Annotated in this window: 27 protein-coding genes; 14 read left to right on the top strand and 13 right to left on the bottom strand. The window is 66.1% G+C overall.

The window, feature by feature from the left end:
* Positions 1-17 precede the first annotated feature (17 nt).
* From ACQUSQ_RS00455 to ACQUSQ_RS00435, 5 genes are all read left to right on the top strand, one after another.
* A complete protein-coding gene (locus ACQUSQ_RS00455) occupies positions 18-383 on the top strand; it encodes a HesB/IscA family protein (RefSeq protein WP_435066514.1) in 366 nt (121 codons plus the stop codon).
* Positions 384-464: 81 nt separating this feature from the next.
* Positions 465-2,414, top strand: coding sequence for a methyl-accepting chemotaxis protein (locus ACQUSQ_RS00450; RefSeq protein WP_435066513.1), 1,950 nt, complete (start codon positions 465-467; stop codon positions 2,412-2,414).
* A gap of 77 nt (positions 2,415-2,491) precedes the next feature.
* Positions 2,492-2,827 (top strand): DUF7116 family protein, encoded by a 336-nt coding sequence (locus ACQUSQ_RS00445; RefSeq protein ID WP_435066512.1) that lies wholly within the window; start codon positions 2,492-2,494, stop codon positions 2,825-2,827.
* Positions 2,828-2,858: 31 nt separating this feature from the next.
* Positions 2,859-3,404, top strand: a complete 546-nt coding sequence (locus ACQUSQ_RS00440; RefSeq protein WP_435066510.1) for a mechanosensitive ion channel domain-containing protein — start codon at positions 2,859-2,861, stop codon at positions 3,402-3,404.
* A gap of 55 nt (positions 3,405-3,459) precedes the next feature.
* A complete protein-coding gene (locus ACQUSQ_RS00435) occupies positions 3,460-4,404 on the top strand; it encodes a metal-dependent hydrolase (RefSeq protein ID WP_435066509.1) in 945 nt (314 codons plus the stop codon).
* Between the two features lie 13 nt (positions 4,405-4,417).
* On the opposite strand, the gene idsA3 is transcribed toward ACQUSQ_RS00435, so the two are convergent.
* The 3 genes from idsA3 to ACQUSQ_RS00420 form a co-directional block, all read right to left on the bottom strand.
* A complete protein-coding gene (gene idsA3 / locus ACQUSQ_RS00430) occupies positions 4,418-5,464 on the bottom strand; it encodes a geranylfarnesyl diphosphate synthase (RefSeq protein ID WP_435066507.1) in 1,047 nt (348 codons plus the stop codon).
* Complete coding sequence (locus ACQUSQ_RS00425; RefSeq protein ID WP_435066506.1) at positions 5,461-6,813, bottom strand: RNase J family beta-CASP ribonuclease; 1,353 nt, start codon at positions 6,811-6,813, stop codon at positions 5,461-5,463. Before ACQUSQ_RS00425 ends, idsA3 begins: the two co-directional genes overlap by 4 nt.
* A 201-nt stretch (positions 6,814-7,014) precedes the next feature.
* Entirely contained in the window at positions 7,015-7,563 is a 549-nt protein-coding gene (locus tag ACQUSQ_RS00420) for an HAD family hydrolase (RefSeq protein WP_435066504.1), read from the bottom strand.
* Between the two features lie 282 nt (positions 7,564-7,845).
* Between ACQUSQ_RS00420 and cysE the strand changes: the two genes are divergently transcribed.
* Together cysE and ACQUSQ_RS00410 are read left to right on the top strand one after the other, a co-directional pair.
* Positions 7,846-8,490, top strand: coding sequence for a serine O-acetyltransferase (cysE, locus tag ACQUSQ_RS00415; protein ID WP_435066503.1), 645 nt, complete (start codon positions 7,846-7,848; stop codon positions 8,488-8,490).
* 47 nt (positions 8,491-8,537) lie between these two features.
* Positions 8,538-9,746, top strand: coding sequence for a carboxypeptidase regulatory-like domain-containing protein (locus tag ACQUSQ_RS00410; RefSeq protein WP_435066502.1), 1,209 nt, complete (start codon positions 8,538-8,540; stop codon positions 9,744-9,746).
* On the opposite strand, the gene ACQUSQ_RS00405 is transcribed toward ACQUSQ_RS00410, so the two are convergent.
* Both ACQUSQ_RS00405 and ACQUSQ_RS00400 read right to left on the bottom strand, forming a co-directional pair.
* Positions 9,743-10,930 carry an alanyl-tRNA editing protein gene (locus ACQUSQ_RS00405; protein WP_435066501.1) on the bottom strand — a complete coding sequence of 396 codons (1,188 nt, stop codon included), beginning with the start codon at positions 10,928-10,930 and terminating at the stop codon, positions 9,743-9,745. The genes ACQUSQ_RS00410 and ACQUSQ_RS00405 overlap by 4 nt on opposite strands.
* A 36-nt stretch (positions 10,931-10,966) precedes the next feature.
* The gene (locus ACQUSQ_RS00400) at positions 10,967-11,491 is read right to left on the bottom strand and encodes a transcriptional regulator (protein WP_435066500.1); all 525 of its coding nucleotides are present in this window, start codon (positions 11,489-11,491) and stop codon (positions 10,967-10,969) included.
* A gap of 97 nt (positions 11,492-11,588) precedes the next feature.
* On the opposite strand from ACQUSQ_RS00400, the gene ACQUSQ_RS00395 reads away from it, so the two are divergent.
* On the top strand, positions 11,589-12,599 hold the full coding sequence (locus ACQUSQ_RS00395; RefSeq protein WP_435066499.1) for an NADP-dependent oxidoreductase: 1,011 nt from the start codon (positions 11,589-11,591) through the stop codon (positions 12,597-12,599).
* Here the strand turns inward: ACQUSQ_RS00395 and ACQUSQ_RS00390 are convergent, their stop codons facing one another.
* The 3 genes from ACQUSQ_RS00390 to ACQUSQ_RS00380 are packed head-to-tail and all read right to left on the bottom strand — an operon-like array spanning position 12,600 to position 14,951.
* Entirely contained in the window at positions 12,600-13,385 is a 786-nt protein-coding gene (locus ACQUSQ_RS00390; protein ID WP_435066498.1) for a VOC family protein, read from the bottom strand.
* Positions 13,386-13,422: 37 nt separating this feature from the next.
* Positions 13,423-13,839 carry a TIGR04206 family protein gene (locus ACQUSQ_RS00385; protein ID WP_435066497.1) on the bottom strand — a complete coding sequence of 139 codons (417 nt, stop codon included), beginning with the start codon at positions 13,837-13,839 and terminating at the stop codon, positions 13,423-13,425.
* Positions 13,839-14,951, bottom strand: coding sequence for an OBG GTPase family GTP-binding protein (locus tag ACQUSQ_RS00380; RefSeq protein WP_435066496.1), 1,113 nt, complete (start codon positions 14,949-14,951; stop codon positions 13,839-13,841). The genes ACQUSQ_RS00385 and ACQUSQ_RS00380 overlap by 1 nt, the downstream gene beginning before the upstream one ends.
* 113 nt (positions 14,952-15,064) lie before the next feature.
* Between ACQUSQ_RS00380 and ACQUSQ_RS00375 the strand changes: the two genes are divergently transcribed.
* The 6 genes from ACQUSQ_RS00375 to ACQUSQ_RS00350 all read left to right on the top strand — a co-directional run bounded on the left by ACQUSQ_RS00375 (position 15,065) and on the right by ACQUSQ_RS00350 (position 18,741).
* Positions 15,065-15,268: a VNG_1110C family protein gene (locus ACQUSQ_RS00375; protein WP_435066495.1), complete on the top strand. Its 204-nt coding sequence runs from the start codon at positions 15,065-15,067 to the stop codon at positions 15,266-15,268.
* A 45-nt stretch (positions 15,269-15,313) separates the two neighbouring features.
* The gene (locus tag ACQUSQ_RS00370; protein WP_435066494.1) at positions 15,314-15,676 is read left to right on the top strand and encodes a DUF7541 family protein; all 363 of its coding nucleotides are present in this window, start codon (positions 15,314-15,316) and stop codon (positions 15,674-15,676) included.
* A 47-nt stretch (positions 15,677-15,723) separates the two neighbouring features.
* Entirely contained in the window at positions 15,724-16,017 is a 294-nt protein-coding gene (locus tag ACQUSQ_RS00365; RefSeq protein ID WP_435066493.1) for a DUF6684 family protein, read from the top strand.
* A gap of 143 nt (positions 16,018-16,160) precedes the next feature.
* The gene (locus tag ACQUSQ_RS00360; protein ID WP_435067255.1) at positions 16,161-17,867 is read left to right on the top strand and encodes a cbb3-type cytochrome c oxidase subunit I; all 1,707 of its coding nucleotides are present in this window, start codon (positions 16,161-16,163) and stop codon (positions 17,865-17,867) included.
* A gap of 194 nt (positions 17,868-18,061) precedes the next feature.
* A complete protein-coding gene (locus tag ACQUSQ_RS00355; protein WP_435066492.1) occupies positions 18,062-18,322 on the top strand; it encodes a DUF7520 family protein in 261 nt (86 codons plus the stop codon).
* Between the two features lie 23 nt (positions 18,323-18,345).
* Complete coding sequence (locus tag ACQUSQ_RS00350) at positions 18,346-18,741, top strand: universal stress protein (RefSeq protein WP_435066491.1); 396 nt, start codon at positions 18,346-18,348, stop codon at positions 18,739-18,741.
* Here the strand turns inward: ACQUSQ_RS00350 and ACQUSQ_RS00345 are convergent.
* From ACQUSQ_RS00345 to ACQUSQ_RS00325, 5 genes are read right to left on the bottom strand one after another with little or no spacing between them, the layout of a single operon-like run.
* Entirely contained in the window at positions 18,738-19,406 is a 669-nt protein-coding gene (locus ACQUSQ_RS00345) for a thioredoxin family protein (protein WP_435066489.1), read from the bottom strand. The genes ACQUSQ_RS00350 and ACQUSQ_RS00345 overlap by 4 nt on opposite strands.
* Position 19,407: 1 nt before the next feature.
* Positions 19,408-20,151: an ABC transporter ATP-binding protein gene (locus tag ACQUSQ_RS00340; RefSeq protein WP_435066488.1), complete on the bottom strand. Its 744-nt coding sequence runs from the start codon at positions 20,149-20,151 to the stop codon at positions 19,408-19,410.
* Complete coding sequence (locus tag ACQUSQ_RS00335; protein ID WP_435066487.1) at positions 20,148-20,906, bottom strand: ABC transporter ATP-binding protein; 759 nt, start codon at positions 20,904-20,906, stop codon at positions 20,148-20,150. Before ACQUSQ_RS00335 ends, ACQUSQ_RS00340 begins: the two co-directional genes overlap by 4 nt.
* Positions 20,906-21,997 carry a branched-chain amino acid ABC transporter permease gene (locus ACQUSQ_RS00330; protein WP_435066486.1) on the bottom strand — a complete coding sequence of 364 codons (1,092 nt, stop codon included), beginning with the start codon at positions 21,995-21,997 and terminating at the stop codon, positions 20,906-20,908. The genes ACQUSQ_RS00335 and ACQUSQ_RS00330 overlap by 1 nt, the downstream gene beginning before the upstream one ends.
* On the bottom strand, positions 21,994-22,935 hold the full coding sequence (locus tag ACQUSQ_RS00325; protein WP_435066485.1) for a branched-chain amino acid ABC transporter permease: 942 nt from the start codon (positions 22,933-22,935) through the stop codon (positions 21,994-21,996). Before ACQUSQ_RS00325 ends, ACQUSQ_RS00330 begins: the two co-directional genes overlap by 4 nt.
* Between the last annotated feature and the right edge of the window lie 64 nt (positions 22,936-22,999).

Genomic DNA, 22,999 nt, shown 5'->3' with positions numbered 1-22,999 from the left:
GAGATGTAGCTACGGCTATGAGCACCGAAAGCGTCGAGGGGACGAGCGAGCGGGTGGTGGAGGTCACACTCGAGGCTGCATCCGAGGCCCTCTCGCTGATGGACCGCGAAGGGATGGACGAAGACGTCGGTGGCCTTCGACTGTTCGTCCAGCAAGGCGGCTGTGCCGGGCTCTCCTACGGAATGCGCTTCGACGACGAACCCGAACCGGACGACACCATCGTGGAGCGCCACGACCTGCGCGTGTTCGTCGACCCGTCGAGCGTCGACTACATCGGCGGCTCGGTCCTCGACTACGAGTCGGGACTGCAGGCCGAGGGCTTCCACGTCGAGAACCCGAACGTCGTCTCCGAGTGTGGCTGCGGCGAGTCGTTCCGCACGTAGTCTCAGCGAGCCGAGCGTTAGGCTATCAGGCATGATACTGTGTTGGAAGGGGTTTTGTTCTCTACCGGATACTCATGGGTAATGGCGGATATTACAGCCGATTCCGGGCCTGCACTCTTCCATCCGAGCCGCTGGGGAGCGGTGCTCCGTGAGTTCGTTCGATACATTCCGGACGGCCACTCGATTCCGGAGTCGACGTGGCGCAGTCGACACCGAAACATAACCACGCTCGTTCTGGTTCAGTTACCGTTCTTGCTCGCGTTGGGGCTGTACGACGGCACCGAATCGCTCGTCACGGGCGCGACGATTCCCGAAGTCCCGCTGTCGACTGTCCTGATAGAACTCGGTCTCGTCGTGGGGCTTCTCGTCGCCGCGAACGTGCCCGGGCTTCCCCGGCGCGTGCGGACGGCGTTCGCGACAATCGGCGTGCTGTCGGTGTCCGTGCTACTCGTTCACTTCTCCGGCGGGTTCATCGAGGCTCACTTCTACTTCTTCGTCGGGATGGCAATCGTCGCCGTCTACGAGGACTGGGTGCCCTTCGCGCTCGGCATCACCTACGTCGTCCTCACTCACGGCGTCTTCGGGATGATAAACCCGACTCGCGTCTACAACCATCCGGCCGCCATCGAAAACCCGTGGGTGTGGGGGTTGATTCACGGCGTGTTCGTTCTGGGACTCGCCGCGGCGCTGATGGCGCACTGGTACTCTACGGAGCGCTCCCGCGAGGAGGCACAGATACAACTCGAAGAGGCGAGGGCCAAGAGCGAGGAGGTCGAGAACCTCGAAGCGAAGAAGGCAGAAATCGAGCAAGCGAAAGCGGAGGCGGAGGAAGCGAAAGCCGAGGCCGAGGCCCGCCAGCAGGAAGTCGAGCGCCTGAACGAACATCTCGAAGCGCGGGCGGACGCGTACAGCGAGGCGATGTCGCGCGCGGCGGACGGCGAACTCACGGTCCGGGTCGACCCCGAGAGCGAGAGCGAGGCGATGACACAGATTGCCGAGGCGTTCAACGAGATGATGGTCGAGACGGAGTCGGCGATGCGAGAGATTCAGTCGTTCGCACAGGAGGTGGCGGCGGCGAGCGACGAGGCGAGCGCTGGCGCCGAGGAGACGAAATCCGCCAGCGAGGCCGTGAGCGGGTCGATTCGAGAAATCGCGGACGGAGCGACCGAACAGCGCGAGATGCTCGAAACCGTCTCGGGGGAGATGACGAATCTCTCGGCGACGGTCGAGGAGGTGGCCGCCTCGGCCAACACCGTCGCCGAGCGCTCTCACGAGACGGCGACAATCGCGGACGAGGGCGAGGAGACGGCCAAGCGAGCCATCGACGACGCGCGCGACGTGCAGGCCGCCATCGACACGACGGTGTCGAACGTCGAGACGCTCGAAGAGCGGATGGCCGAAATCGACGAGATAATCGGTCTCATCAGCGACATCGCGGAGCAGACGAACCTGCTGGCGCTGAACGCGAACATCGAGGCCGCCCGCGCCAGCGGCGAGGACGGCACCGGCGACGGGTTCGCCGTCGTCGCCAACGAGGTCAAGCAGTTGGCCGAGGAGACACAGGAGTCGGCGACCGAAATCGAGCAGCTCATCGGCGAGACACAGTCACAGACGGAGCGGACGGTCGAGGAAGCGCGAGCCGCCGAGCGCGACATGCAAGCCGGCGTGGAAGCGTTCGAAGCGGTCGTCGACGCGTTCACGCAGGTGGCCGAGAACGCCGAGGAGACCGACAGCGGCATCCAAGAGATTAGCGACACGACCGACGACCAAGCCGCGAGCACCGAGGAAGCCGTGGCGATGGTCGAGGAGGTGTCAGATATCAGTCGCGCGACTGCCGACGAAGCGGAGGAGGCCTCTACCGTCGCCGCCGAGCAAGCGACGTCGGTGTCACAGGTGAGCGAAAGCGTCACGTCGCTCAGCGAGCGCGCCGAACGCCTCCAGTCGCTCCTGTCGACGTTCGCGGTGGGCACCGACCAGCCGACGGCGACGGCGACCCGGTCCGTCGCGCAGGACGGCGGTCGCCCCGAATAGCCCGTCAGCGTCCCGATTCTCACGCTACTGGTTATCGTGGTAACATTTATCATGCAACCGCCCGTATAGTGGAGTACATGGCCCCTGTTACCATGCCACCTGTGGAAGAGGCGCGGAACATCTTCCGCCGCCTCGGGTACTCCGTCGAGAGCGACGGGGTCGACCTCAGGGCCGAACGCAAATGGCGGACCGTCCACGTGACTGCACTCGACGCCGACGAGGCGTCGTCGCCCGACAAGCTACGGGCAGACGGCGGAACCACAGACTATCGCCTCCGCTGTTTCGTAACGTGGATGGACGCGGCAGGGGACCTCCGCGACCGACTCACGCGCACCGACCCCGACTACGAGTGGGCCGTCATCGGTATCGAGGACGACGACTACGAAGTCGTCGACACCGCCGTCGGCGCGTAGCTTTTAGTGACGGGCGGCCCCCACGTCGCCCATGAGCGTCGCGCTGCAGTCGGCACTCCTCGAACGTGCCCTCGTCGACTTCTTCGACCGTCTCGCTGCCGCGATTCCGACGATTCTGACTGGATTGGTCTTTATCGTTCTCGCGGCGCTACTCGTCAAGGGCCTTCTCACCGTTCTGAAGGCCGTCCTCAAGCGGACGATGCCGGGCGAATCCCCCGTCTATCGACAGTTTCTCACGACTATCGTCGCCGTCTTCCTCTGGTTCGGCGTTGGCCTGTCGACGCTCTCCGTCGTGGGTCTGGAGGGGATTGCGGCGTCGCTCGGCACCGCCGCGGGCTTCGTCGCCCTCGGCGTCTCCTACGCCACGGGCGACATGATTGCCGACGCCGTCGCCGGCGTCTATCTCCTCCGCGACCCGGATTTCGAGGCGGGCGACACCGTCCGCGTCGGCGACATGGAGGGAGTCGTCCAGACCATCGAACTCCGCAAGACTCGCTTCACCGTCGATGCAGACACCGTCGTCCGCGGGAACGCCGATATCGAGGCCAAGTGGACCAAGGTCGGCGACGCCGAATGACACCTGTTCGCACACGCCCCGCGCGGTTTATGCGTATTGGCTGAGAATGTAGCCCATGTTCGTCGGGCACGCCGCACTCGCGTTCGCCATCGTCGGGAGCGTCGCGGTCGCTCGCGGGTGGCCAACGCGACGAGCGCTCGGGGCCGCACTCCTCGCCGGCGCCTTCGCGACCGTTCCCGACGTCGATATGGCGTACGCGCTTGCCGGTATCGCGAGCGCCGCCGGCGGCGACGCCCTCGCCGTCGCCGGTGCGTTCTGGTCGACGGGGAACGTCGTCCACCGCGCAGTCACGCATTCGCTCGTCCTCGCGCCCCCGGTTGCGCTCCTCGCCGCACTCCAAGTGACGGCACCGACGCGTCGCCGCCGATTCCTCACCGCCGCCCTCGGCGTCTCACTCGTCGCTGGCGTCGGCATCAGTGGCGGCGCACTCGCAGGCTTCGTCACTACGCTGTTCCTCCTCGGTGCCGTCAGCCTCGGCCTCGTCGCCGACCGATACGTCGACCTCACGGCGCGACAGGTGTTCGGGACCGCACTCCTCGGCCTCGCCACCCACCCCTTCGGCGACCTGTTCACGGGCGAACCGCCGGCGATGCTCTACCCCCTCGACGCGACGCTCGTGACCGAGCGACTCACGCTCGCCGCCGACCCCACGCTGCATCTGCTCGGCGCGTTCGGCCTCGAACTCGCGACGATTTGGGCGGCCGTCATCGTCGCCTGTCTCGCGACGGGACTGCGCCCCACGACGCCCGTCAGCCCGCGCGCGACCCTCGGCGCCGGCTACGCCGCGAGCATCCTCCTCATTCCCGCACCGACGCTCGACCTCTCGTATCCGTTCGTGTTCTCGGTCCTCGGCGTCGGTCTGCTGGGCGTCCTCCCGCGTGTCCGGCTAGTCGATGGCGTCGTCGAATCCCCGGACTGGGTGGGCGCGCTGCTGACGGGGCTGAGCGCGATTACGGTTGCGTGGGGTGCCTACACCGTCGCGTACGTCGCCATCGGCTAAAAACCGCGGCGCCTCAGTAGCCCCGGGAGATGAGGTATTCGGCGATGTCTTCGAGCAAGTCGCGCGCCTCGTTGTCCGGAACGACCGAGAGGTCGGCCTTGCTCTGGTCGACGAGCGACCGAGCCTTCTCGCGGGCGTACTCGATGCTGCCCGCGTCGTGTAGCCGTTCGACGGCCTCTGCGACCGCTTCGTCGGTCAGGTCCTCGGCGGAGTCGGCGTCGACCAACCCGTCCACGTCGACGCCCTGCTGGCGGGCGTGGAGCGTAATCAGTGTCTCCTTGTTCTCGACGAGGTCCGAGCCGCGTTGCTTGCCGAGTTGCTCCGAGGGCACCGTCAGGTCGAGCACGTCGTCCTGAATCTGGAACGCCGAGCCGGCGGCGATGCCGTAACTGTAGAGCGCGTCGACGGCCTCGTCGTCGGCGCCGAGCAAGACGGCGGGCGTCGCCGCCGCGTCGCCGTACAGCACCGCTGTCTTCGATTCCACCATCTCCAGATACTCCTCGGGAAGTACCTCGGTCCGATGCTCGAAGTCGACGTCCATCGCCTGCCCCTCGCAGATGCGAGTGCAGGTTTCGGCGAGCATCCGCATCGCTTCGAGGCCGTTCGCGGGCGCGGCGCCCGTCTCGGCCATGATTTCGAACGCCGTCGAGTACAGCGTATCGCCCGCGAGGATGGCGGTGTCGACGTCGTAGGCCTCGTGGACGGCGGGGACACCCCGTCGAAGGGCGTCGTCGTCCATGATGTCGTCGTGGATGAGGGTAAAGGACTGGATGACTTCGAGGCTCACGGCCCCGGCCATCACGTCCACGGTTTCGCCGTCGAGTGCGGGGAACTGCCGGTAGTCGACGGAGAGCGGCGGCACGTCTGCGAGGGCCTCGGCGGCCAGCAGTGAGACGGTCGGACGGAGTCGCTTGCCACCCGCCTTCAGCAGGTAGCGCGAGGCCTCCCAGAGCCGTTCCGGCTCTTTGAGGGGGAGGTCCTCGTCGATAGCTGCGTTGACCCGTTCGCGGCGCTCGCGAACCGCCGCGAGCACCCGCTCTTCCGTCGAATCGGTCGTCATTCCACCAGCTGAATCATGTTGCCGTTTCGCGTGAGATGCAGGTCGCGACCCACGGCGTAGCCCATCCCCTCCGCGAGGTCGACGTAGGGCGCGAACCCTTCGAGGTCCTGGTGGGCGGGGATGACGTGCTGGGGCTGGAGCGTGTCGAGCATCTCGTAGTGGCCCTCCTGCCGCAGGTGGCCGGAGACGTGGATGTCGTCGTAGATGCGGGCACCCTGCATTCGGAGGAGGCGCTCGGACTGGTAGCGCTGGCCCTCGTTGGTCGGCTCCGGAATAACCCGGGCCGAGAAGATGACCTTGTCGCCGTCCTCCAGTTCGTACGGCGTCTCGCCCCGACCCATGCGGGTGAGCATCGCTCGCGGCTCGCCCTGATGGCCCGTGACGATGGGCAGGTAGTTCTCCTTGCCCTCCTTCATGATTCGTTTGAACGTGCGGTCGACGGACTTGCGGTGGCCGTACATCCCCAAGTCGTCGGGGAAGTCGACGAAGTCGAGTCGCTCTGCGGTGCCCGAGTACTTCTCCATCGAGCGACCGAGGAGGACGGGCTGGCGCCCGATGTCCTTCGCGAACTCGACGAGACTGCTCACCCGGGCGATGTGGGAACTGAACGTCGTGGCGACGATGCCGCCGTCGTAGTCCTCGACGGAGTACATCACGTCGCGGAGGTGGCTCCGGGCGACGGACTCGCTGGGCGTTCGGCCCTTCCGACCCGCGTTGGTACAGTCCTCGATGTACGCGAGGACACCCTCACCCTCGCGACCGATTTCGCGGAATCGCTCCATGTCGATGGGGTCGCCGATGACCGGCGTGTGGTCCATCCGCTTGTCGAGGCCGTAGACGACGGCGCCCTCGGGCGTGTGGAGGACGGGGTTGATGGCGTCGATAATCGAGTGCGTGACGTTGACGAACTCGAGGTCGACCTTGCCGGAGTCGCCGATGGACATGGTTTCGCCCGCGTCCATCTTGACGAGGTCGTTGCCGACGTTGAACTTGTTCTCGCCTTCCACCTGCTGTTTCACCAGTTCGATGGTGAACGGCGTCGCGACGATGGGGGCGTCGTAGCGGTGGGCGAGCTTGCTGATGGCGCCGATGTGGTCGAGGTGGCCGTGGGTCGGGACGATGGCCTTCACGTCACCTTCGAGGTCGCTCATCACCCGGTCGTCGGGGATGGCGCCCATGTCAATCAGGTCGAGGCTGTGCATCTGTTCGGTTTCGACGTTGTCGTGAATCAGCACCTGCGACAGGTTCAGACCCATGTCGAAGACGACGACGTCGTCACCGGCGCGAACGGCAGTCATCTGGCGGCCAACTTCTTCGTAGCCGCCGATTGTTGCGATTTCTACTTCCATATTTTCACCGAGCATTGAAACGCCACAACTGTGGCAGGGGTGCTCACGCAAATCCCGCTGAGGGGCCACCGGCCCCGGCGTCTTGCAGCACGTCGGTCGCTGGTCCCCGCCATGTGGCTGTTGCCACATTTACCCGCGGGTCGCTGGTACGCGATGCTACACGCCGAGGTGATAAAAAGTGCGTGGGTCGACGGTCACGCTCTACGGCCCCGGGTCGTCGACCCACTCGAAGTCGACGTCGGCCCGCGCCGCCGTGCGCTCGTCACGCTCCGTATCCCCGACGAACAGCGCCGACGACGGCTCGGCGCCGAGGCGGTCGATAGCCGTCAGGAGGGGACCGGGGTGGGGTTTGTGCGTCGCGAGGGAGTCCCGGCCGACGACGGTGTCGACGTGGGACGACAGGTCGTGGCGGTCCAGCGCCACCCGGCAGGCCGACGCCGCGTTGAGCGAGCAGACGCCGACCGGCACGTCCCACTCCGCGACGTGGTCGGCGTGCGGGAGGCGGATGGACCGCTCGGCGCCGCGTCGCTCGTGTGCCGCGAGGACGTCCTCTAAATCGTCGTCCACGCCGTGGTCGGGCGCTCGTTCGAACAGCGACCAGAGGTCGGCGTCGCCGACGTCGACGCCCGCCGCTTCGAACACGTCGATTGCGTCCGCGGCGGCGGCGTTCCAGTTGACTGCGAGCCGAACTAGCGTCCCGTCGAGGTCGTACACGACGGCGCTGTAGTCGGTGTCGCTCCGGATGCTCACACCCCAGATACGGCGGCGCCGATGAAGGAGGCTTCGGTCGATAACCCCCGCTCTGGGCCGCCGACAGAACGCTTTTGTGCCCGTACTGGTTACGCTCGTTTATGCTGACGACCGTCGGTACCTCAGGCGAGCGGATAGCATTCGAGCGCACGCCGTCGCGCGCGAGGTGCTGTCCCCGTTCGTGTCTCGCTACGCCGACGGCGTCGTCCGCCCGACGTTCGGCCCACGTGGCAACGCGTCCATCGGTCGCCTCTTCGGGCGACCGCGGGCGGTCCCCTGTCCATGTTCGAGCGCAGTAGACGCCTGCTTGCGGCGGCCCGCCGTCGCGTCCGCGAAGACATCGACGCGATTCGGGAGCGTGACCCCGCCGCGGGGAGCCTTCTCGTCCTCCTCACGTGCTACCCCGGCCTGCACGCCCTCTGGGCCTACCGAGTCGCACATCTCCTCTGGGAGCGCGACCACCCCACGGTCGCTCGCCTCCTCTCCCAGTTCGCCCGCTTTCTGACCGGCGTCGAAATCCACCCCGCCGCCGACATCGGCCGCCGGTGTGTCATCGACCACGGCTCCGGCGTCGTCATCGGTTCGACCGCCGAAGTCGGCGACGACGTGCTCATGTATCACGGCGTCACCCTCGGCAACCGACGCCCCGTCGACGGGAAGCGCCATCCGACAGTCGGTGACGACGTGTTGCTCGGCGCCAACGCGACCATCCTCGGCCCCATCGAGGTAGGCGACGACGCGACCGTCGGCGGCGCCGCCGTCGTCGTCCGACCCGTCGAGACGGGCGCCACCGTCGTCGGCAACCCCGCCAAGCCGGTCGACCGAGTGCCCGAACTGACCGATACCCAAGAGGCGACGGAGGGCACTCAAATCGACCGCATCGTCTGTGACGGACGGGGACACGACGACACGCCGAACGACGACTGACCCGTACGCGCCCGAGTATTTTACTACTCGCCGCCGTAGACCTGCGTATGACATCGGTCCCCAAGGTGGGATGTATCGCCCTCGTGGTGTCGCTCCTCCTCGCTACCGGCGGCGTCGGCGCACAGTCGTCCGACCGAGTTACCGTCACGGTCACGGTTCACGACGGAGCGGGTAACCCTGTCTCCGACGTGCGCCTCGACGTGACGTGGGACGGCGGGTCGACGACGGCCACGACGGCCGCGAACGGCAAGGCGTTCGTCGACGTGCCCGAGGGCGCTCGCGCGACGGTCCAGGTGACCCACTCGCGATACGTCCGCACCGACGACTACGTCATCACCGACGCGTCGGAACGCGACGTCGACATCCGCGTGTACCGCAAGAGTTCGGTTCGGCTCGAAGTCAGGGACAACGACGGCCCGGTCGGCAACGCGTCGGTGCTCATCGAGCGCGGCGGACTGGACGTGGCGACGGGGACGACCGGTCCGAACGGCGTGTTCGAATCGGACACTCTGCAGGCGGGCACTTACCAGATAACCGTCAGCAAGCCCGGTTACTACGCTCGTCAGAAGCCCCTCGAAATCGACGGCGACATCACGAACCGGGTGGCGCTCACCCGTGGGTCGACGAGCGTGAACGTGACCGTCACTGACCCGTACTTCGATTCGCCACGCCCCGTCAGGGACGCGACGGTCGAACTCGGCGACGCGACCGAACAGACGAACCGGAGCGGCGTGGTCAGTCTCGACCAGCCAGTCAACACGCAACCGACGCTCCGTGTGACGAAACCCGGATACAGGACGGTCACGCGCGAGGTAGCCGTCGGGTCGGATGCGACCGACGTGTCCGTTGACCTCTCGCGAACTCGGACGCTAACGCTCGAATCGGCCAACGAACGCATCGTCGCGGGCGAGCGCGTCGTCCTCACGGCGACGAACGCGTACGGCGACCCCGTGCCCGTCGCCAGCGTTACCCTCGACGGCGAACGAGTCGGGACCACCGACGGCGAGGGTGAGGTGGCCGTCCGCATCGATGAACCGGGTGCGCACACGCTGTCCGTGACGGCCGATGGCGTCCAGTCGAACGAAGTGACTGTCGAGGCAATCAGCGCCGGCACGGACACGGCGGCTGCGACGCCAACCGCGACGACGACATCTATCGCGACGACCACGTCGGAGTCCAGTCCGGGCTTCTCCGCGCTCATCGCTGTCGTCTCGATTCTCGCTGTCGCCGCCACGGCCCAGTTGGGGCGGCGCTAGTCCCGGAGTTCGTTGACGATCGCTTCCGGGTCGGCGTCCAGTCCGCCGCCCTGCGCGAACGTCGGGCCGCCACCGCCGCCGCCACCGAAGGTGTCGGTCAGGTCGTCGACCACGTCACCGGCGTCCACCTCACCCGTCGTCGCGACCACGACGTACGGGGCCGCTCCCTCGCCCACGGCGGCGATGACGTCAGCATCGTCGCCGACGCGGTCCTGTGCGGCCTCGCCGACGTCGTTCGGTCCGAACTCCGCGATGGTCCCGACTCGCCAGTGCCGCCCGTCTCGCTCCGTCGCGGGGAGGGCGTCGAGTCGGGCGGCGAGGATGTCGGACTTGTACGCTCGGGCTTCGTCCTCCGCGTCCTCGCGTGCCGCCTGCAGGTCGGCCACGGCGTCGTCGAGGGCGTCACGGCTCGCGTCGAGGGCCTGTGCCGCCGCGCGCGTGGCGCGGCCGACCGACGCGCGGTGGTCGATGGCCGGCGGGCCGACGGCGAACTCGATGCGAGTCAGCCCTTCGCCGGGGTTCGAGCGGTCGAGCACCTCGACGGGGCCGATTTCGCTGGTGTTCTCGACGTGGGTGCCGCCGCAGGCGGCCACGTCCCAGCCCTCGATGTCGACCAGCCGAACCGTGTCGGCGTCGGTCATCACTCCCTCCTCGGTCTTGGTGTTGAACGCGACGTCGTCGCGGGCCTGTGCCTCCTCGACGGGCACCGATTCCCACGAGACGGGGCGGGAGTCCCACACCGCGCGGTTGGTCAGGCGTTCGAGTTCGACCAGCGTCTCGTCGTCGATGTCGGTCGACGTGGCGAGGTCGACGCGCACCTTCTCGGCGTCGATGCCGAACCCGCCGTAGCCCAAGTCGTCGAACAGTCGCCGGCCCGCGCCGTACAACAGGTGGCTCGCGGTGTGAGCACGGGTGCAGTACGTCCGGAAGTCGTCGTCGATGACGCCGACGACCGTCTCGCCGGGTTCGATATCTGTGGCCTCGGCGAGGTGGTGGACGACGGCCCCGGAATCGTGCTGGACGTCCGTCACCGGGACGCCGGCGAGCGTCCCGCGGTCGGCGGGTTGGCCGCCGCTCTCGGCGTAGAAGTACGTCTCGTCGAGCGTGACGGCGGTTCCGTCGACGCGCTCGACGGTCGCCTCGAACGTCCGAACCTCGGGGTTGTCGGGGGCGAGCGTCTCCATGCCCGCCAGTCAGTCACGGGACGAGTAAAAGCACCCCTACTCGTCGACGAGGTCGACGCCCAGTCGCTCCTCGACGGCGCGCACGAGCGAGCCACCGACGCCCGCCCGCGTCGCCCGCCCTTGTTCGAGTGCGAGCAGGTCGTCTTCGTCGGCGTCGAGGTCGGTCGCCAGTTCTGCCACCGTGAGCCCGGCGTCCTGTCGCGCGGCCTCGACCCGGTCGCCGTACCCCGAGACGAGGTAGGGCAGGCGGTCCTCCTCGTAGTCGGTGCCCTCCTCCTCCCAGCGCTTCGTGTTGCCCTGCGAGGCGTCCATGATGCGCGCCGTGTTCTGGGCCGCGCGCTTGCGCCGGTTTGGCTCGTCGGCGTCGGTGCGCGAGCCGCCGTCGTCGTCGCCGCTCTGCTTCCGACCGCTCGACTCGCCGTGGGGGGCACAGTCCGAGCAGACGAGCAGGTTCGCGCCCGCGACGTTGGCTTCTTCGAGGTTCGATGTCTCGCGCCCGCATAGCTCGCAGGCGTCCCCGTCGCCGCCGCCACCACCCGACCCTGTCGAGTATTTGGTCATGGTTCGTCTACCCGGTCGGGCTATTTTAACTCCCGGTACGCTGACTCGATGGCGGCTCGGACGGAAGATATCTCCGTGCCCACGCGGAAACAGGTGTATGCGAGACTCGAATCGCGAGTGGTACTTCGCGGAGCGTCCCGAGGGTGAGCCGACGATGGACAGTTTCGCGCTCCGAGAGCGCGAGCCACCCGAGCCGCGGTTCGGCGAACTCCTCGTTCGCGTCCGCTATCTCTCCGTCGACCCCTACATGCGCGGGCGGATGCGAGACAGCGCGTCCTACGCCGAGCCGTGGGCCGTCGGCGACCCGTTGCAGGGCGGGGTCGTCGGCGAAGTCGTCGAGAGCGAGAGCGACGCCTACGAGGCGGGTGACCTCGTCACCGGGCGCGGCACGTGGGCCGACTACACCGTCCTCGACGCCGACGACGTCGCGCCCGTCGACGCCGACGTGGCCGGCCTCCCGGCGTATCTCGGCGTCCTCGGGATGCCGGGCCGAACGGCCTACTTCGGCCTGCTCGACGTCGCCGAGCCACGACCCGGCGACACCGTCGTCGTCTCGGGCGCCGCGGGCGCCGTCGGTTCGACGGTCGGACAGATTGCCGGCCTGAACGGCTGTCGCGTCGTCGGTTTCGCCGGCTCCGACGAGAAAACCGCGTGGCTCACCGACGACCTCGGGTTCGACGCCGCAATCAACTACAAGGCGACCGACGATTACGGGGCGGCGCTCGACGACGCCGCGCCCGGCGGCGTCGGCGTCTACTTCGACAACGTCGGCGGCCCGATAACGGACGCCGTCTTCCCGAAACTGAACGTCGACGCTCGCGTCGCCGTCTGCGGGCAGATTGCCCACTACAACGACGAAACGGTGCCGACGGGGCCGCGCAAACTCCCGCAACTCATCGCGCCGCGAGCGCGGGTAGAAGGACTGCTCGTGAGTGACTACGCGACCCGATTCGGCACGGCGACCGAGCAACTCCAGTCGTGGGTCGTGTCGGGGGAGATTCAGAACCGAGAGACCGTTGTCGACGGGCTGGAGAACGCCCCCGATGCCTTCCTCGGGCTCTTCTCGGGGGACAACATCGGCAAACAGGTCGTCCGCGTCTCGGCGTAGCTACTCGGGGAACAGCGGCGGTGCGAGGCTCTCGCGCTCGATGAGTTCGATTTCGTGGCCGTCCTGATCTTTCGTGAACGCGTACATGTCGTCACAGGAGGCGGGGTCGCGGTAGTCCGGCGCCTCCCGCGTCATCAGTTGCTCCCAATCCTCGTGCAGGTCGTCGACCCGGACGCAGAGATGGCCCCACGCGTCGCCCAAATCGTAACTCCGTCCGTCGTAGTTGTAGGTGAGTTCGACGGCCATCGCCTCGGGCGCGGCGTCGCGGGGTTTCGTGAAGTAGTTCGCGAAGGTATCCGACTCCCAGCGACCCGTGGGGACGTGTTCGAACTTCCGGACCCAGTAGCCGAGGGCGGCGTCGGCGTCCTCGACGCGAATCATGGTGTGGTCGAGGCTCCAGCGCGCGCCGTGGTCGCGTTCGACGAGTTCCACTTCGTGGCCGTCGGGGTCTTTGACGAAGGCGTAACTCCCGCCACAGGAGTCGGGGTCGCGGTAGTCCTCGACGCCCGCGTCCATCAGTTCCGCGTAGGCCTCGTAGACGTCGTCGACGCGGACGGCAATGTGGCCCCACGCATCGCCCATCTCCGTCGGCCCGCCGTCGTGGTTGTGTGTGAGTTCGAGCATCGCGCCCTCCTCGTGCATGTCCTCGGGGCCGAGGTAGACGATGGTGAAGTCGTCTGCCTCCCAGCGGTCTTTCTCCTCGTAGTCGAGATGCGACTGGTACCAGTCGAGCGAATCGTCGAGACTTCCGACTCGCATCATGATGTGGTCGAGCGTCCCAGACATGGGCGAATGCACGGCCGGCGCGCCGAAAAGCGTGACGTTACCGGGTCCGACGAGCGTCGGTGTACAGCCACAGCGCGACGGCCCAGCAGGCGAGAGCGCCGAGTGGCCACGCGGTCCGTCCGGGCTGGACCGAGAACCCGCTGGCGAGTGTCACTTGCGCGACGCCGGCGGCCGCGAGCAGGCCCGCCGTCACCCGCGGGTCCTCGCGGTCCCAGCACACGCCCGCGAACGCGCTCGCGAGCGCGAGACAATAACAAATGACCGAGAGCGGCCACGCCTGTAGGTAGCCCGGCAGGCCCGCGGTGGCCGCGAGAAAGTCCCAGAGGAAGGTGACCGCCGGCGGCGAGATGCCGACCAGTCCCCACGCGAAGAGGAACGTGGGGTCGTGGCCGCCGGTGAACGTCTGGACGGACCACGGAACGACGAGCAGAACGAGGAGGTATCGGCGGTTCACTATCGGCGGGCGACGACGCGCATCACGTCCTCGTCCTGCAACTCGTGGTCCCGGCCCACTTGCTGTTCGTCGTGTTGGGCGCTGGGGCCGGTGACCCGAGCGAACCGAAACCGTTCCTCTAACGTCCCGCCGAGTTTGCGGAGGGCGTCGTCGACGGTGTTTTCGCCCTCGCGCAACACGAGCGGTTCGTCGTAGTCGACGCCGCGACCCGGTTTGTCCATGTAGACGCGAATGAGGCCGAGGGCGTCCCAGATTTTCTCCTTGAGTGACTCCAGTCCGCGGTTCTCCTCGGCGCTGATGAACACGACTTCCTCGGGGTCGAGGCCGTGCTCTCGGAGGTCCTCTTTCACCGTCGGGAGGTAGTCCTTGTCGATGAGGTCGGCCTTGTTGACGGCGACGATAGAGGGGAGGTAGACCCGGTTGTCCTGAATGCCGTCGATGAGTTCGTCGATTGAGCAGTCGCCCCGAATCGTCACGTCGGCGTTGACGTAGCCGTGTTCGCGGAGGACGCTCTTTATCGTATCCTCGTCGAGCGAGACGCCGTCGCCGGTGGTCACGCGAAGCCCGCCTTTCCCCGTCTTGGAGATGGAGAGGTTGGGCGGCGACGTGTCGAGACGCACCTTGTTGTTGTAGAGTTCCTTACTGAGGCGGTCGTACTGCTGAATCTCGAACACCGAGAGAACGAAGACCACGAGGTCGGTCGTTCGGACCACAGACAGCACCGCTTGCCCATCACCACGGCCGCCGGCGGCGCCCTCGATGAGCCCCGGTACGTCGAGCATCTGGATGTTCGCGCCGTTGTGCTTGAGCATCCCCGGATTGACGTCGAGGGTCGTGAACTCGTAGGCGCCGACTTCGCTCTCGGCGTTGGTGAGGGCGTTGAGCAGGGTCGACTTGCCGACGCTGGGAAACCCCACCAGTCCGACGGTGGCGTCGCCCGTCTTCTCGACGGCGTAGCCCTGTCCGCCGCCCGAGGAGGCTTGCCGTTCGAGTTTCTCCTTTTTCTCCGCGAGTTTCGCCTTCAGCCGGCCGATGTGCTGTTCGGTCGACTTGTTGTACGGCGTGTTGGCTATCTCCTCGCGGAGGTCGTCTATCTCCTCCTCCAGACCCATCACCCGACGTTCCGCCGGCGGCGTCGAAAAACCTGTTCCTTCCGACCGCCGGCAAGTGATAGACTTTCGACACGGTTATACTGCGGTGGGGGAACTGATGTGGCAGAGCACCGATGCCGACACCCGAGCGGTTGCGAGACAGCACACAGATTGTCGTTCCGTGTGAGTCGCTGGCCGGGCTACGGGATGACCTCGAGTCCGACTTCGCCGTCACCGTCTTCGCCGACGGCGAGTCGACCTGTCGCATCATCGGAAGTCCGACCGAAATCAAAGCCGCCGGGCAGTTCCTCGCTCGCCACGGGGTCAACGTCGCCTGACGCGGCGGTCGAAGCGTTTTCTACGGTCCGGTGACTACGGCGGGTATGAGCGACCAAGCCGGGTTGAGCGACCAGTACCGGATGGCGAGTCCGTGGCCACCGTTCGTGGCGCTGGGCATCCCCATCGCAGAACTCGGAATCCTGTTCGGCGTCTTCGTCGTCGCCGTCGGCGGCCTCCTCCTCTTCTGTGGGAGCGTGACCGGGATGCTCCGCGAAGCCGGCTACGTGAAGACGGCGTGGCGCCCGCTCGTCGTCTTCGCCGTCCTCCTCTTTGCCATCGGTGGCGTCCTCGCTTTCACCGAGGTGAACTTGGTCGCACGCGGCTACGCGATTATCACCACGGGGGCAGTGCTCGCGCTCGCGGGAATCGGCGGCGAACTGTTCGTGCCGAAACGCGAACCGGTCTGACCCCCGCGATAGAAACCTATTTGTCCGGGGTGTGTTATGGAGGGGACATGGCGACGAAAGTGTTCGACCGGGACACCCTCCTCGACCTGACGGTGAACTTCATTCCGCTGTTCATCATCCTCTTCTTCATCGTCGGGTACGCGGTGTACGACCCGTTCGGAATCGATTCGGTGTCGCGCATTCTCCAGTACGTGCTGCTGGTTGCGCCGTTCGTGCTGCTGGCTATCCTGACGTACCTGTCTGGGAAGGCCATCGCGACGGCGGAACAGACCGACCCGGTGTACATGCCGGGTGGCTCGACAGTCGACGGCGCGGAACCGCTCGAAGAACACGAGGAGTAACCGGCGAGACGGCGGGCGGCGACGCCCGGAGAGAGCCGCGGGTATCGGGTCGGGCCGGCCGAAACGTACCCGAATATTTCTTAACCCTGCGTTCCTGACCAACGTCCATGCAGATCACCGGACAGCTAGCATTGACGGTGGTCATGGGGCTCTTCCTCGTGATCATCGCCGCGTGGCTCGCGCGGGTCGAAGACTGGCGATCGTATACACCACTGGGTACTGGTGGCGCGGTCGGCGAGTCAGGGTACGGTTCCAGAGAGAAGCCAGCCGGCATCAGTCGCTGGCTGACGACAGTCGACCACAAAGACATCGGGGTACTGTACGGCCTCTATGGCGTCATCGCCTTCGTCGTCGGTGGCCTGATGGTTATGGTGATGCGTATCGAGCTGCTCGACCCCGGCATGACGCTGATTTCGAACTCGTTCTACAACTCCCTGTTGACGAGCCACGGAATCACCATGCTGTTCCTGTTCGGGACGCCCATCATCGCGGCCTTCTCGAACTACCTCGTCCCCCTGCTCATCGGGGCGGACGACATGGCGTTCCCGCGTATCAACGCCATCGCGTTCTGGCTGCTCCCGCCGGGCGCGCTGCTCATCTGGGCGGGCTTCTTCCCGCTCGGTGACGTGGTCCCCGCTCAGACCGCTTGGACGCTCTACACCCCGCTCTCGGCGGGTGCGGGCGGCGGCACGCAGAGTAACGCGGGCGTCGACCTCATGATTCTCGGCCTCCACCTCACCGGTGTCTCGGCGACGATGGGGTCGATTAACTTCATCGCGACCATCCTCACCGAGCGCGCGGAGGAGGTGACGTGGGCCAACCTCGACATCTTCTCGTGGACCATCCTCACGCAGTCGGGCCTGATTCTCTTCGCGTTCCCCCTGCTGGGGAGTGCGCTGGTCATGCTCCTGCTCGACCGTAACCTCGGGACGTCCTTCTTCGCCATCGAGGCGGGCGGAACGATGCTCTGGCAACACCTGTTCTGGTTCTTCGGTCACCCCGAAGTGTACATCCTCGTGTTGCCGCCGATGGGCATCGTCAGCTACGTGCTCCCGCGGTTCTCGGGCCGACAGCTGTTCGGATTCAAGTTCGTCGTCTACTCCACCCTCGCCATCGGTGTGCTCTCCTTTGGCGTCTGGGCACACCACATGTTCGCGACGGGCATGGACCCGCGCCTACGCGCGTCGTTCATGGCGGTGTCGCTCGCTATTGCCATCCCCTCGGCGGTGAAGACGTTCAACTGGATTACGACGATGTGGAACGGCAAACTCCGCCTGACGACGCCGATGCTCTTCTGTATCGGCTTCGTCTCTAACTTCATAATTGGCGGCGTCACCGGCGTCTTCAACGCCTCCATCCCCGTCGACCTGGTGCTTCACGACACCTACTACGTCGTCGGGCACTTCCACTACGTCGTCATGGGCGCTATCGCCTTCGCCGGCTTCGCCGGCCTCTACTACTGGTTCCCGATGTACACCGGTCGGATGTACCAGCGGAGCCTCGGCAAAGCCCACTTCTGGCTCTGGATGATTGGCTCGAACATCACGTTCCTCGCGATGCTCGTGCTCGGATACGGCGGCATGCCGCGCCGGTACGCGACCTACCTGCCCCAGTTCGCCACCTTCCATCAGTTGGCGACGCTTGGCGCCGTGCTGATGTTCATCGGTGGCATCATCTGGACGTACAACTTCGTCATCTCGGCACTTGAAGGTCCGAAGGTGCAGGACGGCGACCCGTGGAACCTCCGCGAGGACGGCATGTACACCAACGAGTGGCAGTGGTTCGAACACCAGCAGGAGACGGCCCTCGCCGACGGCGGTGACGAATCCGGCGAGCCTGCGGACGACTAACTCCCGAGCTTTACTTTTCTGACGCCGACTACGTCGCCAGCAGGATTCCGGTCACGAACATCAGTAGCGCGACGCTGCCGAGAATGATTCCGAGGATGTCCTTGTTGCTCATACGCGAAGCGAGGGCTGGCGCCGGCAAAGGCCCATCGGTCCGAAGGGAAAGCGCTAATCCGGGCGCCGCCTAACGCCGGAGCGTGACAACCACGCGCCGCGACGGTCGGCGGTTCGTCCTCCTGCTCTACGTGCTCATCGTCGGACTCGCGGGCGCCCTCGGCCTCGTCCTCGGTGGACTCGTGTTCTCCGGCACCGGTCCGGAGCTGTTTTTCATCATCGACCTCCCGGGGACGGCGCTCGGGTACGCAATCTTCGGCGTCGTGACCGTCGCCATCGGGCTGGGAGTCCCGCTTGCCCTCGTCATCTATCTCTCCCGCGAGATAGACGATAAAGACACTTAGCCCTGGCTGGTGGAGTAGGTGGTATGTACCACGTCGTAATCGGTGTCGACGACAACGAGGAGCGAGCGATGGCGTGTGCGCGGGCGGTTGCGGACCTGCCCGGTGACGCCTCCGAGACGCGCGTGACGGTGATTCACAGCTTCACCGACAACCCGAGCGGCGCCTCCGCCTCCCAACTCGCCTCCGTCCGAGAGGCGACGGACTTTCTCGAAGCCGAGGGGTTCGACGTCGAGGTCAACGAGTCGAGCGGCGACCCCGCCGACCAGTTGCTCGAAGCCGCGCGCGAGACGGACGCCAACCTCATCGTCGTCGGCGGTCGGAAGCGCTCGCCGACGGGCAAGGCGCTGTTCGGTAGCGTCACGCAGTCAGTAATTCTAAACGCGGAGCGCCCGGTGATGGTCGCGGGCGACGCGGCCTAGTAGAGTTCCTCGAACCGGTCGTGATAGGTGTCGGGACTGTGCCGACCCGTCACGACGGCTTCGAGTTCGCCGTCTTCGAAACAGCAGACAGCGGGTGCGCTATCGACATCGAACGCCCGGCGGAACTCGGGCGCCGACTCGCCGTCGATGCCGGCGACGGCCACGTCGGCCGGGAGCCCCGACAGCACCGCGTCGAGGTCATCTTTGAGCGCGTCACAGGGCGCACAGTCGTGGCGCCACACGGTCACGACGGCGTCGCCCTCGACGAACTCCGGCCACGACTCGTCGTCGAGTTCCGTGAGCGACTCGGGCACGGGTGAGCCGGGAGCGAGTTCGGCGACGAGCGTCGCCATCGTCGCCAGTCGCTCGTCGTCGACGTCGTCGAGCGTCGAGCGAAGGGAGAGATAGGCGATGAGGTCCTCCCGAGTGACCGCGCCGCTGTCGATACGCGCCGCGGCCGTGGACTCGTCGACGCCGAACGCGTCGGCAACCGTCGTCCGAAAGGCGTCGTCGTCGATATCGGCGTAGGAGTCGCGGTAGACGCGCCGGGCCGATTCGAAGTCGTCGGTCGTCACGAGCGACCCGTCGTCGCGTTCGACGACGAGGCCGGCGTCGACGAGGGAGTCGAGCGCGTCTTCGAGCGCCGCGGTGGATGGGCCGGCCATCTCAGACACCCAGATACCGCTCTCGCGTTTCCTCGTCGTCGCGAAGTTCCTCCGCGGTGCCGTCGAAGACGGTCTGCCCTTGGTCGACGACGTACGCCCGGTCGGCGATTTTCATCGCCGCCGCGGCGTTCTGTTCGACGAGCAGGATGGTCACGCCCTGTTCGCTGATGCGCTCGATGGCCGCCTCCACGTCCTCGACGATTTTCGGCGCGAGCCCTTCGTATGGTTCGTCGAGGAGGAGGAGGTCGGTGCTCTGTTTGAGCGCGCGAGCGATGGCGAGCATCTGCTGTTCGCCGCCCGAGAGCGTACCGGCGTGCTGTGATTTGCGCTCACGGAGCCGGGGGAAGTCCTCGTACACCTCCTCGGTGGACATGGACTGTCCCGTCGCGGTGAGTGGTCGGCGCCACGTGTTCGAGGCGTTGCGCGACACCTCCGCGATGCGGAGGTTCTCGGCGACGGTGAGGTTGGGGAAGACGCGTCGCTCCTCGGGGACGAGCGAGATGCCCTGCATGGCCACGTCGTCGGCGGGCATCCCGGTGATGTTGTCGCCCTTGAACGTGACCGACCCCGAGCGAACTTCTGGGGGTTTCGCGCCGGAAATCGAGCGAAGCGTCGTCGTCTTGCCCGCGCCGTTGCGGCCGAGTAGTGCACAGATTTCACCCTCTTCGACGGTCAGCGAGAGGTCACGCAGGATGTGGCTCTCGCCGTAGTAGGCGTCGATGGAGTCGACTTCGAGGAGGCTCATAGGTCGACACCTCCGAGATACGCCTCCTGCACCGCGGGATTGCCCCGAATCTCGTCGGGCGTCCCCTCGGCGATTATCTGTCCGCGATTGAGGACGACGATGCGGTCGGAGATGCTGAAGACGATTTCCATGTCGTGTTCGATGAGGACGAAGGTGAGGCCGAGTTCCCGCTTGACCTCCTCTACGAGGTCGACCGTCGCCTCCGTCTCCTCCGGGGACATCCCCGCGGTGGGTTCGTCCATCAGGAGGAGGTCCGGTTCGGCGGCGAGGGCGATGCCGATTTCGAGACGGCGCTTGTCGCCGTACGGCAGGTCGGCCGCGGTGCGGTCGGCTTGGTCGAGCAGGCCAACGGCATCGAGGGTGTCGGACGCGACTTGGTGGACGCCCGAGAGACTGTTGCGGTGTTCGAGGAACTTGAACCCGAACGAGCCGTGTTCCGCCGCCAGCGCCGCGATTTCGGCGTTCTCCCGGACCGTCAGGTCCGAGAAGATGGAGGCGGTCTGGAACGACTTGCTGATGCCCATCTGTACGACTTCGTGTGGCTCGCGGTTGACGATGGATTCGCCCTTGAACCGGATGTCGCCCGAGGTGGGGTCGAGCCGGCGAGTGATGAGGTTGATGAGCGTCGACTTCCCGGCCCCGTTGGGGCCGATAATCGAGACGCGCTCACCCTCCTCGACGGTGAGATTCACATCGTCCGTCGCGACGAGGCCACCGAACTCCTTGACGAGGTCTTCGGTTTCGAGTAGTGCCATCAGTCGTCACCTCCCGTGATTCGCTCGCGAACGTCGCTGAAGAATCCCCAGACTCCGCGGGGGAACACCCAGATGGTGACGACGAAGACGACCCCGAGGATGAGATGCCAGAACGGCCCGATGGTTTCGAAGCCGCTGACGATGTTCTCGACGTAGAGGTAGATGCCGGCGCCCACGATGGGACCGAACAACGACCCCGTCCCGCCGAGGACGGTCATGATAACCACTTCACCACTCTCGGTCCAGTAGAGCGACGACAGCGGGACGTACGACCCGTCGATAGTGTAGAGGCTGCCGGCGATACCGGCGAAGAGGCCGGAGAGGATAAAGGACATCAGCTTGTAGCGCCAGACGTTCAGACCGACGAACTCGGCGCGCTGTTCGTTCTCGCGGATGGCCCGGAACACCATCCCGTACGGCGAGTTGAGGATGCGATACCCGAGCGCGATACAGAGAAGCGTGAAGGCCGCCACGAAGGCGTACATCCACGTCCCGAGGAGCATCCCAAGCACGGAGGGAAGGTCTGATTCGAGCGCGATGACGCCGAACAGCTCACCCGTCTCGATGTCCGTGAGGCCGTTCTCCCCGCCGGTGATGAACGCCAGCGGCGAGGACGACAGGTAGAACATCATCTGTGCGAACGCGAGCGTGAGGATGGCGAAGTAGATGCCACCCCGACGCAGCGAGAGGAAGCCGAGCAGCCACGCGAGTAGGACGGCGAACGTCGTCCCCGCGAGCACCATCAGAATCGGGGAGCCAGAGACGTACTGGCTGAAGATGCCGGTGGTGTAGGCGGCCGACCCCCAGAAGGCTGCGTGCCCGAACGAGAGCAGGCCGGTGTAGCCAAGCAGCAGGTCGAAGCCGAGCGCGAAGATTCCCCAGATAAGAATGAGCGTCGCCAGTCCTTGATAGCCCTGAAACACGCCGCTCACGACGGGCATACGCGAGAACACGTAGGGGAACAGGCCGAGGACGACGGCCGTCGCCGCCATCACGCGGAGTTCGTTGCCACGGGGTGCGAAGATGCCGACCACGGACGACCCGTCCTCGTCGGACGCGCCGTCGGGGGCGGGCGTCGCTTGGTCGCTCATGGCGCCACCCCCTCTTCACCGAGGAGGCCCTGTGGCCGCACCAGCAGGACGATGGCGGCGATGGCGTAGAGGCCCACCTGTGCCCACGCGGAGTACGTGGCGATGAGGATGGCCTGTGTGAGGCCGAACAGGATACCGCCGAGGACGGCGCCCGCGATGGAGCCGACACCCCCGATGACGACGGTCAGGAACGCGGGCACGAGAACCTCGTTCCCGATGGTCGGGTTGACGGGGTTGAGCGGCCCGCCGACGACGCCGGCGACGCCGGCGAGCGCCGCGCCGATACCGAAGACGACGATGTAGGGTCGGCTCAGCCGGATACCGAGCAGTTCTACCATCTCCGGGTCACGGGTGCCGGCGCGGACGATGAGGCCGAAGTCGGTGTACTCGACCAGCAGGTAGACGATGAGCACTAGCACGGCCGTGATGCCGATGACGTAGTACCGCCACGAGGAGATGGGGATGCCAGCCAGGAACGGAACCTGCGGTGGTCCCTGTGCCCACGGGGGCTGACTGAACGGGAGGCTGTTCGAGCCGAACATAATCTTGAACACTTCCTGAACGATGATGGCCAGCCCGAACGTGACGAGAATCTGGTCGGTGTCGGGGCGGTCCTTGAACGGTTCGACGACCCAGCGCTCCATCCCCAGTCCGACGATAAACACCACGAACGGGACGATTATCAGCGCGGGGATGTAGCCCAAGCCGAGACCGAGTGTCTCGACCCCCCAATCCGAGAGTTGGCCGCCGGTCAGGTTGATTTCGAGCGCGACCAACAGGCCCGCGTAGGTGCCGACGAGGTAGAGGGCACCGTGGGCGAAGTTGACGAACTTCAGGGTCCCGAGGATGATGGAGAGACCAACCGCAAGCAGGATGTAGATAGCGCCCTGCTGGAGGCCGTTCAACAGGACGGTAATCGCCTCAATGTGGAAACTCATCGTCTCACCCCGCACCTCCGAGGGCGGGATACAAGTGGTACTAGCATGTCTGCGTGTATCTTTA

Origin of the sequence: Haloplanus sp. C73 (assembly GCF_051195115.1) — an archaeon.
GTDB lineage: Archaea > Halobacteriota > Halobacteria > Halobacteriales > Haloferacaceae > Haloplanus.
Note: the sequence above shows the minus strand (reverse complement) of the source record. Positions and strands in the feature narration are given on the sequence as shown.

Bases quoted from the DNA above. Each gene is read 5' to 3' on its own strand.
- ACQUSQ_RS00410 (WP_435066502.1), top strand. From the start codon at position 8,538: ATGACATCGGTCCCCAAGGTGGGATGTATCGCCCTCGTGGTGTCGCTC.
- ACQUSQ_RS00360 (WP_435067255.1), top strand. From the start codon at position 16,161: ATGGGGCTCTTCCTCGTGATCATCGCCGCGTGGCTCGCGCGGGTCGAA.
- ACQUSQ_RS00405 (WP_435066501.1), bottom strand. From the start codon at position 10,930: ATGGAGACGCTCGCCCCCGACAACCCCGAGGTTCGGACGTTCGAGGCG.
- ACQUSQ_RS00375 (WP_435066495.1), top strand. From the start codon at position 15,065: ATGCCGACACCCGAGCGGTTGCGAGACAGCACACAGATTGTCGTTCCG.
- ACQUSQ_RS00340 (WP_435066488.1), bottom strand. From the start codon at position 20,151: ATGAGCCTCCTCGAAGTCGACTCCATCGACGCCTACTACGGCGAGAGC.
- ACQUSQ_RS00400 (WP_435066500.1), bottom strand. From the start codon at position 11,491: ATGACCAAATACTCGACAGGGTCGGGTGGTGGCGGCGGCGACGGGGAC.
- ACQUSQ_RS00440 (WP_435066510.1), top strand. From the start codon at position 2,859: ATGAGCGTCGCGCTGCAGTCGGCACTCCTCGAACGTGCCCTCGTCGAC.
- ACQUSQ_RS00370 (WP_435066494.1), top strand. From the start codon at position 15,314: ATGAGCGACCAAGCCGGGTTGAGCGACCAGTACCGGATGGCGAGTCCG.
- ACQUSQ_RS00395 (WP_435066499.1), top strand. From the start codon at position 11,589: ATGCGAGACTCGAATCGCGAGTGGTACTTCGCGGAGCGTCCCGAGGGT.
- ACQUSQ_RS00390 (WP_435066498.1), bottom strand. From the start codon at position 13,385: ATGTCTGGGACGCTCGACCACATCATGATGCGAGTCGGAAGTCTCGAC.
- ACQUSQ_RS00325 (WP_435066485.1), bottom strand. From the start codon at position 22,935: ATGAGTTTCCACATTGAGGCGATTACCGTCCTGTTGAACGGCCTCCAG.
- idsA3 (WP_435066507.1), bottom strand. From the start codon at position 5,464: ATGACGACCGATTCGACGGAAGAGCGGGTGCTCGCGGCGGTTCGCGAG.
- cysE (WP_435066503.1), top strand. From the start codon at position 7,846: ATGTTCGAGCGCAGTAGACGCCTGCTTGCGGCGGCCCGCCGTCGCGTC.
- ACQUSQ_RS00425 (WP_435066506.1), bottom strand. From the start codon at position 6,813: ATGGAAGTAGAAATCGCAACAATCGGCGGCTACGAAGAAGTTGGCCGC.
- ACQUSQ_RS00445 (WP_435066512.1), top strand. From the start codon at position 2,492: ATGGCCCCTGTTACCATGCCACCTGTGGAAGAGGCGCGGAACATCTTC.
- ACQUSQ_RS00435 (WP_435066509.1), top strand. From the start codon at position 3,460: ATGTTCGTCGGGCACGCCGCACTCGCGTTCGCCATCGTCGGGAGCGTC.
- ACQUSQ_RS00335 (WP_435066487.1), bottom strand. From the start codon at position 20,906: ATGGCACTACTCGAAACCGAAGACCTCGTCAAGGAGTTCGGTGGCCTC.
- ACQUSQ_RS00345 (WP_435066489.1), bottom strand. From the start codon at position 19,406: ATGGCCGGCCCATCCACCGCGGCGCTCGAAGACGCGCTCGACTCCCTC.
- ACQUSQ_RS00350 (WP_435066491.1), top strand. From the start codon at position 18,346: ATGTACCACGTCGTAATCGGTGTCGACGACAACGAGGAGCGAGCGATG.
- ACQUSQ_RS00455 (WP_435066514.1), top strand. From the start codon at position 18: ATGAGCACCGAAAGCGTCGAGGGGACGAGCGAGCGGGTGGTGGAGGTC.
- ACQUSQ_RS00330 (WP_435066486.1), bottom strand. From the start codon at position 21,997: ATGAGCGACCAAGCGACGCCCGCCCCCGACGGCGCGTCCGACGAGGAC.
- ACQUSQ_RS00365 (WP_435066493.1), top strand. From the start codon at position 15,724: ATGGCGACGAAAGTGTTCGACCGGGACACCCTCCTCGACCTGACGGTG.
- ACQUSQ_RS00450 (WP_435066513.1), top strand. From the start codon at position 465: ATGGCGGATATTACAGCCGATTCCGGGCCTGCACTCTTCCATCCGAGC.
- ACQUSQ_RS00380 (WP_435066496.1), bottom strand. From the start codon at position 14,951: ATGGGTCTGGAGGAGGAGATAGACGACCTCCGCGAGGAGATAGCCAAC.